Annotated in this window: 8 protein-coding genes; 4 read left to right on the top strand and 4 right to left on the bottom strand. The window is 66.8% G+C overall.

Features of this window, described 5'->3' with window-relative positions:
- A partial coding sequence (locus E6J59_01360) for a hypothetical protein (GenBank protein ID TMB23698.1) occupies positions 1–841 on the top strand: 841 nt, incomplete at its 5' end.
- A gap of 1,452 nt (positions 842–2,293) precedes the next feature.
- On the opposite strand, the gene E6J59_01365 is transcribed toward E6J59_01360, so the two are convergent.
- Positions 2,294–2,626: a hypothetical protein gene (locus E6J59_01365; GenBank protein TMB23699.1), complete on the bottom strand. Its 333-nt coding sequence runs from the start codon at positions 2,624–2,626 to the stop codon at positions 2,294–2,296.
- Between the two features lie 136 nt (positions 2,627–2,762).
- Entirely contained in the window at positions 2,763–2,957 is a 195-nt protein-coding gene (locus E6J59_01370; protein ID TMB23700.1) for a hypothetical protein, read from the bottom strand.
- A 147-nt stretch (positions 2,958–3,104) separates the two neighbouring features.
- Here E6J59_01370 and E6J59_01375 point away from each other — a divergent pair, with 147 nt between their 5' ends.
- The 3 genes from E6J59_01375 to E6J59_01385 all read left to right on the top strand — a co-directional run bounded on the left by E6J59_01375 (position 3,105) and on the right by E6J59_01385 (position 5,865).
- On the top strand, positions 3,105–3,449 hold the full coding sequence (locus E6J59_01375; GenBank protein TMB23701.1) for a hypothetical protein: 345 nt from the start codon (positions 3,105–3,107) through the stop codon (positions 3,447–3,449).
- Positions 3,450–3,600: 151 nt separating this feature from the next.
- Positions 3,601–3,798 (top strand): twin-arginine translocase TatA/TatE family subunit, encoded by a 198-nt coding sequence (gene tatA / locus E6J59_01380; GenBank protein TMB23702.1) that lies wholly within the window; start codon positions 3,601–3,603, stop codon positions 3,796–3,798.
- 1,506 nt (positions 3,799–5,304) lie between these two features.
- Positions 5,305–5,865, top strand: coding sequence for a hypothetical protein (locus E6J59_01385; GenBank protein TMB23703.1), 561 nt, complete (start codon positions 5,305–5,307; stop codon positions 5,863–5,865).
- 807 nt (positions 5,866–6,672) lie between these two features.
- On the opposite strand, the gene E6J59_01390 is transcribed toward E6J59_01385, so the two are convergent.
- Together E6J59_01390 and E6J59_01395 are read right to left on the bottom strand one after the other, a co-directional pair.
- Positions 6,673–6,882 carry a hypothetical protein gene (locus E6J59_01390; protein ID TMB23704.1) on the bottom strand — a complete coding sequence of 70 codons (210 nt, stop codon included), beginning with the start codon at positions 6,880–6,882 and terminating at the stop codon, positions 6,673–6,675.
- A gap of 193 nt (positions 6,883–7,075) precedes the next feature.
- The gene (locus E6J59_01395; protein ID TMB23705.1) at positions 7,076–7,729 is read right to left on the bottom strand and encodes a hypothetical protein; all 654 of its coding nucleotides are present in this window, start codon (positions 7,727–7,729) and stop codon (positions 7,076–7,078) included.
- Positions 7,730–7,986: the final 257 nt, after the last annotated feature.

Here is a 7,986-nt window from a genome sequence, read left to right on the forward strand (position 1 = left end):
GACGGACGAGGAGGTCGCGCGCGTCCTCGCCACGGTAGCCACGCGGGTCCGCCGGCTCCTGCGTCGCCGCGGCCTGGAGGCGGAGGAGGGGCGCGATCTGCCGCCCGATCCGCTCGCCGAGCAATCCGTCGCGCTGGCCACCGTGGCGAGCGCGTCGGTGCAGGGGCGTGTCGCCCTCGGCGCGCGCGCGGGACGCCGCGTCCTACGGCTCGGCCGCGATCCCGACGCGCCGTGGATCACCTCGCGCGGACCGCGCCAGGCGCACCTGGACGGATTCGACTTGCACGCCGACGTTTCGGCGCCGGCGGGCGACCGCGCGCGGCTCGAGCACCTCTGCCGCTACCTGCTCCGCCCACCGATTGCGCAAGAGCGGCTCGCGCTCACGCCCGACGGCCGCGTCCTCGTCACGTTGAAGGCCGAGTGGCACGACGGCACGACGCACCTCCTCTTCGAGCCGCTCGAACTCCTCGAGAAGCTCGCCGCCCTGACGCCACGCCCCCGGATCAATCTCGTCGTCTATCACGGCGTGCTCGCCCCGCACGCCGCTCGGCGGGAGCTGATCGTGGCCTACGGCAGCCCGGAGCCGGAGCAACTGGAGCCCTCCGCGGCCAGGCGCGACGAGCCCGCAACGGTAAGCAAGGACCGACGGTACTGGGCGTGGGCCGATCTGATGCGCCGGGCATTCGAGATCGACGTCCTCGCCTGCCCGCGGTGCGGTGGCCGAATGCAGCTCATCGCGACCATCGAGGACCCGTCCGTCATCCGGACGATTCTCGCGTACCTCGGATTGCCCACCGAGGTCCCGCAGCCGCGCCCGCCGCCCGCCCTCGGCGAAGGCTGACTGCTCTATGCGCCGCCGGGATGAGCTCCACGTCCGCGCGCCCCCATCTCGCGCCGCCCGGCGCCCGCCCCTCTGCGTCCGTGGGAGGCATCCGACCGACTCCGCGGCCCACGATTTCCCTTGACCACCCCCTTGTCGGCTGACCACCCGCTTGTCCGCGGCGTAGCGTCACACGGGGAAGAGTAGGAAGGCGCACGAGAGGCGCGGGGCAACGTCTGATATTGAGGATTCTGTCAACTAGGCCGTTTGGGTTTCCTACGCCCTCTCTTTCGGCGCCCCCACCTCTTCCACGGGCAGGCAGCTTGAGGAGCGCGCCGAATTCCCGCCCCACCGTACGGCCGGCTCCGTCCTCGGTCAGCGCGAGCACGATGTCCGGCGTCCCGGGCTTGCCGACCAGCCACACCAGTTCGTTCGGCCCACCACCCTGAACGTCCGGCCGCGCGGGGCCGGACCTGAATTCCACGCGCAGGGCGGAGAAACGGTCCAGCGTGTACATACCTTTCGGCCCGGGAAGCGCGATGCCGAGAAGTGCGTTCGGTTCGATCACCACGCGATCGGACGAGAGGGTACCGACGGAGCCCGTCTGAAATCTGATGAACAGCTGGGTGAAGACGAACACGACCAGTTCCATCAGCGTGAGGCCGAGCGCCGTCGTCCACTGTCGCGAAACGTGCGCCAAACGCTGCTGGTGTCGAAGCGGTAAGGTAGAGTGATCGCCACGTTATCGCTGCGACAGCGCTCCCTTCAGGTAACACGATAGCACGAGGGCGGGCACTCCCGTTGCGGGACTTACCGAGCGCGGCCCGGCTCGTTCGGGTCGTATTCGACCCTCTCGACGTGAGCGTTCATGCTGAACCCGCCGCCGCCCGCGAAGACAACCCGTCCGAGCCCGCGATAGAAGTACGCTCGGCGCCAGCGGTCCCGCCCGAAGTAAAAGGGGATGAACGCCTTGCCGGTGATGTAACTGGTTTTCGTCAGTCGGCGGGCCGAGGAGGTTTTCCACCTCGCGCGGCGTCATGCCGACTTCGACCTTGGCGAGCGGGCTGCTCGCCGGAGGCGCGACGGCAGCGCGCGTCGGCCGGTCGGGTTCGGGCCTCCTCTGTGGCGAGCACGCGATCAGGCAGGACAGGAACGCGATTGAGACGAAACGATTGAGCCCACCTCGCATACCCCCACCGCCGTGTCGTTCGACGCAGCCGTCTACGCCGCCGTCCCCCGGTTGGCAAGAGATGCACGTCCCTGGCTACTACGCCGATTTCTTCGGCCTCGTCTTCCGCCCGAGCTCCTCCTCAATCGCCTGGGTCACGAAGTCCTGCACGGCGACCTCGTGTGTCACGCAGTACAGCTTGAGCCGGCGGTGAAGCTCCTTCGGGATGCGGGTCGCCAATTGCGTCCAGGGTTCGTCGGCTTTCGCCATCAGGCCGCCTTCGTCTTCCAGCCAGGGCGCCGGTCTCAGACGGCGAGGGAACTAGGAGAAGAATCAGACGGCTGCACGAGCCGGAGGCGGTCGGTTACGGAGGCCGGCGCGCCTTGCCGGAACCATCGGCTCACGAAGCCCGAGAGGAAGAGCCACACCAGCGAGCCGAGCGGAACAAATCGACCCCCGCCCCGAGGATCACGTAGAGACAGCAGGGGCTCAAGCTCGAACGTGAAGCGATCCTCTAGCCGGCCGTCCCCGAAGCGGCAGGTTACTTCCTCGGGGCTCAGCCCACGGATCACCATCGCCCGGTTGCCGGTCAGGCGTTCGACCACGATCTCCCCGCATTGCGGCATGGACACCTCCATCGGCTCTTTGCGTAGGGGATGCGAAGAGAAGGCACGGTCACTGTTCTTCGCGCGGGCATAAGGGACGACGGCATCCTCACCCTTCGTCGTCTCGTAGTAAGCCCGGCGGCGGGACGGCCGGGGACGGCCGCCTCTCCTATGCGGCTTTGAGCGGCCCTCGTGCTCTCGGTTTCGTTTCGAGCAGCTTGCGCCCCACGTCGAGGAGCGACCGACCGACGAGCACGGCAGCCCCGAGCAGGACGAATCCGGCAACGACGGGCACCGAGATCGCTACGCCGGTAAGCCCCGAGACGAGGCGCACGCCTTCACGACCAACATCACTCACGGTCATGGCGGCCTCCTGAAACGACAGCCTGCCTACCTCAAGGCGGCTCGCCAGGGCAAGGCCCCCCAGGACGAGACGAGGAAGCACTACCTGCGTTGCTGGCTAGCCGACGTGGTGGTATCTGGCCCGGGCGACGAAACCGTAGGAGGTGTGATGGGACGGATACTGCTGGTCGTTGTCAGCGTGGCCTTGAGCGTGCTCGCGGGCGTGCGAGGGGTGGACGCAGCGGCGACACGGGCCGAGAAGTGCGCGGTCGCGAAGCTGAAAGCGGCGAACAAGAAAGCAGCGGCGAAGCTCCGCTGCCACGAGAAGGCGGTCATGGAGGGAAAGCGCGTCGCCTCCAACTGCCTCCTGGCCGCCGATGATCGTTTCGTGGTGGCGTTCGCCAAGGCCGAGTTGAAGGGTGGCTGTGCCACGACCCGCGATCAGGCGGCGGTCGAGGACCAAGTGGACAGATTCGTCACGGGCCTGCTCGACACGCTGACCGGCGGCGACTGAGGCTGAAACCCGTCACCAAGGCGGGGCGCCATCTCGATCCCGCCCAGGACTTCGGGGATGCGATCCATCTCGCCCTTCGGCTGGAGGACGGGAAGCAAGGTCTGGCAGGGAGCGTTGCGGCTCACACGGCGCGCTCCTATGCTGGGTTCCCATGTTCGGCATGGGCGTGGGCGAACTGCTCGTCGGTTTCGTGGTCGTGTTGCTGGTCTTCGGCCCGGGCCGTCTGCCCGAGATGATGGGCGATCTCGGGAAGGCCATGCGGCAGTTCCAGAACGGGTTGCGCGAACCGCCGGAGATTGATGTGCCGCCCGCGAAACCCACGCCTCCGGCGGAAGCGAAGTGCGAGTGATAGCCGAAGCGGCGAGGCACTCGGACCGAGGCGATCGCGAAAGCGGCGGTGAGATGAACGGGCGATGGAGCGGATGGGGCTCGCTGGCGCTCGTTGCATTTCAGGTCGCGGGGTGCTCGCTCCCAGGAGGCGAGCCGACCCTCGACAGTGCGCTCCGCGCGCGGCAGCTCATGGTGCCCGTCGCGGGCGTGGCGCCAGATCAAGTACCCGACAACTTTCGAGCCCTGCGCAGCGGAGCCCGTATCCACGGCGCCGTCGACATCCCCGCACCACGCGGAACACCTGTCCTGTCCGCTGACGACGGGCGTGTGCTCCGACTGCAGCAGAACCGCAAGGGTGGGCTCACGATATACGTCGGCACGACTGGCGACGCTCATCGGCGCGAGCCGCATCTGCACTTCCAGGTGATGGTGCGCCCGAGCCACGGGCGGTGGTGGAGCGGCGATGCGATCGACCCCCGACCGTTCTTCACGAGCGCGGGACGGGCGAAGGGTAAGCGCACGACGAGGGCGGCACGAAGAGACGCGCGAAGCTGCTAGCTTATGGATCACTGGACCCCTTGGAATCCTTTCGGCCACCCCGATCCCGAGTACGCGGGCCATGCATACTTCCACCCCTCCCTAGAGGGAGTTCACGACGCTCACCGCCTTCCTCGTGCTCCTACTCGCTGCGCTATCGAAAGATATTACAGTTTGACTTTTCGCCCCTCAAAAGAGGGGGGTGACGTGATATTTCGTGAGGAGGGCTTGGAGCGGGAAACTTACCAATATCCCGAAACCGCTAGTGTTCCATGCCTTTAACGTCGCGCGCCGCCGAATTGAGCCGGAGCCATTCGGCCCTCCTTTCCGAAGCGAGAATGAAGCTCCTCAGTCCCGGCGAGCAAGAGGTCTACCTCGTGGAGTTCCGCTGTCGCTGTGCCGTCGTCGTGGCGCGAGGGCAGGTGATTCGGCGCACGCGAGGGTTCAGCCTCGTGTGCGAGCACGTCTCGGTCGGCGGTTAGGGCCAGCCCGTCGCCCCAAGAAAGGGCTGCGTCCGCTTCCACCGCTCGTCCTCCAGGCTGGTCACGGGCCGTCGCCCTCCAGGTCAGGCCACCGACGCACGGGGCCTCCATGGCGCATCGGTTTTCCTTGTCGGCTGTACGCGAGGCATCGTAACGTTGCGCGTTGGCCCGCCGACGCCCAACCTCCTACCTTTCCCTGCTCGCCGCGCTGGCGCTCGCGCTGTTTGTGGGCGGCCCGACGTCGTGCCTCGCGTGCACATGCGGCGTCGAGCGTTGGTCGGTCAAGACGGGGACTGACCCAGACGCTGGCCTCGTGGACTTGACCCGCAGTACCGCCGCGACGATCTCCTATCTTGCCTCGCTGCCGGCCCCTGCTTCGTTGCCGGACAACGGCCGCGTGCAACCGACGGAGACGACGCAATTCCTGCTCGACGTCCTCCTCACTGCCTACAAGCACGAAGACGACTGCGACTATCATCTCATTCATCGACGATACCGCCGGCAACATGATGATCGTGGAGGTCATCGACCCGGCCTGCGTCGATTCCACGAGCCTCTTCGCAACCGCGATCGCCCACGCGCGCGCGCAATTCGATGCGCGGCTCGTGGCGACCCGAAGCTGGAAGATGCCGAGCCCGCCGATTCCGATCCTCGTCCAGGGCGTGGGCTTCTTCGACTTCCTGCACGGGCAGACGGGCGCCGCACCGAACGGGATCGAACTTCACCCCGTGACGGACATCATCCGCGACCCGCCCCCGTGTGGGGATGTCAGCAGTGACAGACTGGTCAACATCGGGGACGCGCTGCTCGTGGCGCAGTTCGACGTGGGGCTCCGGCAGTGCGGGTTGACGCCCTTCAGTCACCCCGTAGTCTGCGACGTCAATGGCGACGGCGCCTGCAACATCGGAGACGCGCTCCGCATCGCCCAGTGCGACGTGGGGCTGGTCAGCTGCGCATTCACCTGTGCGCCGTTTACCTGTCCATCCATGACGTCCACCACGTTGGGAACAACCCCACGACGACCTCAACGACGACGACGGCTCAGGCCGAGTAGTACGGGCTTGTAGCCGTAGGTCGGTGACCCGCACCATCGGCGTCCCCGGGACGGGCATCTTCTACATGTCGCGCACGGGCACGCAGACCGGCATGCACTGCGCGACCCCGCCCGCCGACCCGGCTCGCGATCCAGCGGTCGATACCCTTGGCGCTGTAGCGGAGTGCCCTTTCGGGCACCCGCGCGGTGAAGGACAGCCGGCCGCTGTTCCGCTAGAGCCAGCCCTTCGAGACGCCGAGGCGGGACGCCGCATCGGCGGTCACGAGAAGTCGGTCCTCGCCTGGGCTGGGCCGGTTGATCCGCAACGCCAGCCGCGCCCAAGGAATCGCCCGTAGCTGCTCTGGGCTCCCCGAGGAGTTCGGGGAGGCGGTCCACCTCGACCTCGGCGGCGAGGCCGGGGACGAGCGTGCCCAAGTTGCACAGCGAGCCGACGGCTTCGCTCTCCTCTGGCGCTCCGAGCAGACCTGCCATCCCTCGCCTCGGATGATATTAGGGCGATGAGGGCATGGAACCTCAGCGATTGGGCAGCGCTGCCGGCGGCGGCATCATCGGGGCACTCATCGGCGTGCTCGTGTCGATATGGTGGCTGGACAGCGTCCGAGTGGGCACGACGGTCGTCTATGCGACGGCCATTGGGGCGGTCCTGGGCTTCTCCCTGGGGACTCGTGCCTCGGAGTGGCTAGGCGATCTGCTCACGTCCCTCTGGTGAACTTGCAGCAGCCGCTCGATCTCGCCCAGGCGTTCGGGGATGCGGTCCAACGCGACCTCGGCGGGGAGGGCGGGGAGGAGGCTGCGAGGCAGCCGGCGCGGTGAAGGACGTTCACGTCTCGCGGCGGCCAGCCTGAGCGCGGAGGATTCGGTCGGCTTCGCGCAGCAGCCGCTCGATCTGGTCCCCGACCCAAGAGAGCGCCTCGGTAGCGCCTTCGAGGGGGAGCGCCTCGATCTCGTCAGCGAGAAGGTGCAGCCGTTCCGCGATTGCCGTGCGCCCAGCCTCCAGCTTGGCGCGAATCTCCTCCGGTCTGGTGATCACGCGCCTTTGGCTAGCACGGCATGCGGGTCCGCGTCATCATCTCTCTCATGCCGCCTTCTTCTTCGATCCCGGTGGACGCCCAGGACCACGCCGACGCCTGCGACGACGACGGCGCCGACCGTTCTTCGGCTTCGTGCCGGAGATGCTTCCGAGCAGCGACTGGATCGCGGAGCGGACCTCCTGCTGCGCCAGGTCACGAATTATCGTCACCAGGCTTCGCTGTCTCGGCATCGACCCCCTCCTTGCCGGCGCGGCATACACGAAGGCGTGATCGGCGGCAAAAGCTGCTGGCGACGTACTCCGACGAGAGGTAGTTCTTGTGGCACGTGCCGAAAGTGCCGCCGCGTCCGCATGGACAAGGGTCCGTGTCCGCAACGCCGACTGTCTGACACTCTGTCACCGTCGCGAACAGTGCGGCCAGTCGTTGAGACACTTCCTCCCACGCGGGCAAGGGGACGAGCTTCAACACTTTTATAGCGAGGTCCGTCGTATTGAGCAGGCTCCACCCACCCATGATCATCGCCTGATGTCCCCACGCGGGTGCGTGATCAGTGGGGCCGAGAGCGATTCGGTCCCCGGCCAGAAAACGGAGGGTATCGCCCGCGCCGACGTGCGAGTGGCGGTCGCCGGTGAGGTGGAGCGTTTCAACCATCTGTGCGAAGTTGGCCTCTCCTTTGCCGTCTGGTGTCCGCCAGAGCGGCCTAACATCGTCAATGACCTTCTTCATCGGAACCTGCATCCAGCCGCTCTTGTCCTTGAAGCGCTTCCGTAGCTGTTCGACCTTCTCTGGGTCACGATGCTCGCGCGGCATTTCATCTTCCCGCAGTTCGCCCAGTTTCCTGAGCAAACTCCAACTACGAGACGGCACTCATCCTCCTGACCGCTCGGTCGTCCCCGGCTTCTTCCGCCATGGTTGCAGAATGTCGCCGCTGTACTCGATGAGGTCTTCCACGGACACGAAGAGGCTTCTCATGCGCGCCCGCATCATCTGCCGGTAGCGTGTTTCACCGTCCATAGGGTCGGTTGCGGTCATGGCTTCAGCAATTGTCACTGCTAGGGGCCACCGTCAAAAGCCGCCTACCGATCCCCCGCTCGCCAGCCCGC

Source organism: Deltaproteobacteria bacterium, from assembly GCA_005879795.1.
Classification (GTDB): Bacteria; Desulfobacterota; Binatia; order DP-6; family DP-6; genus DP-6.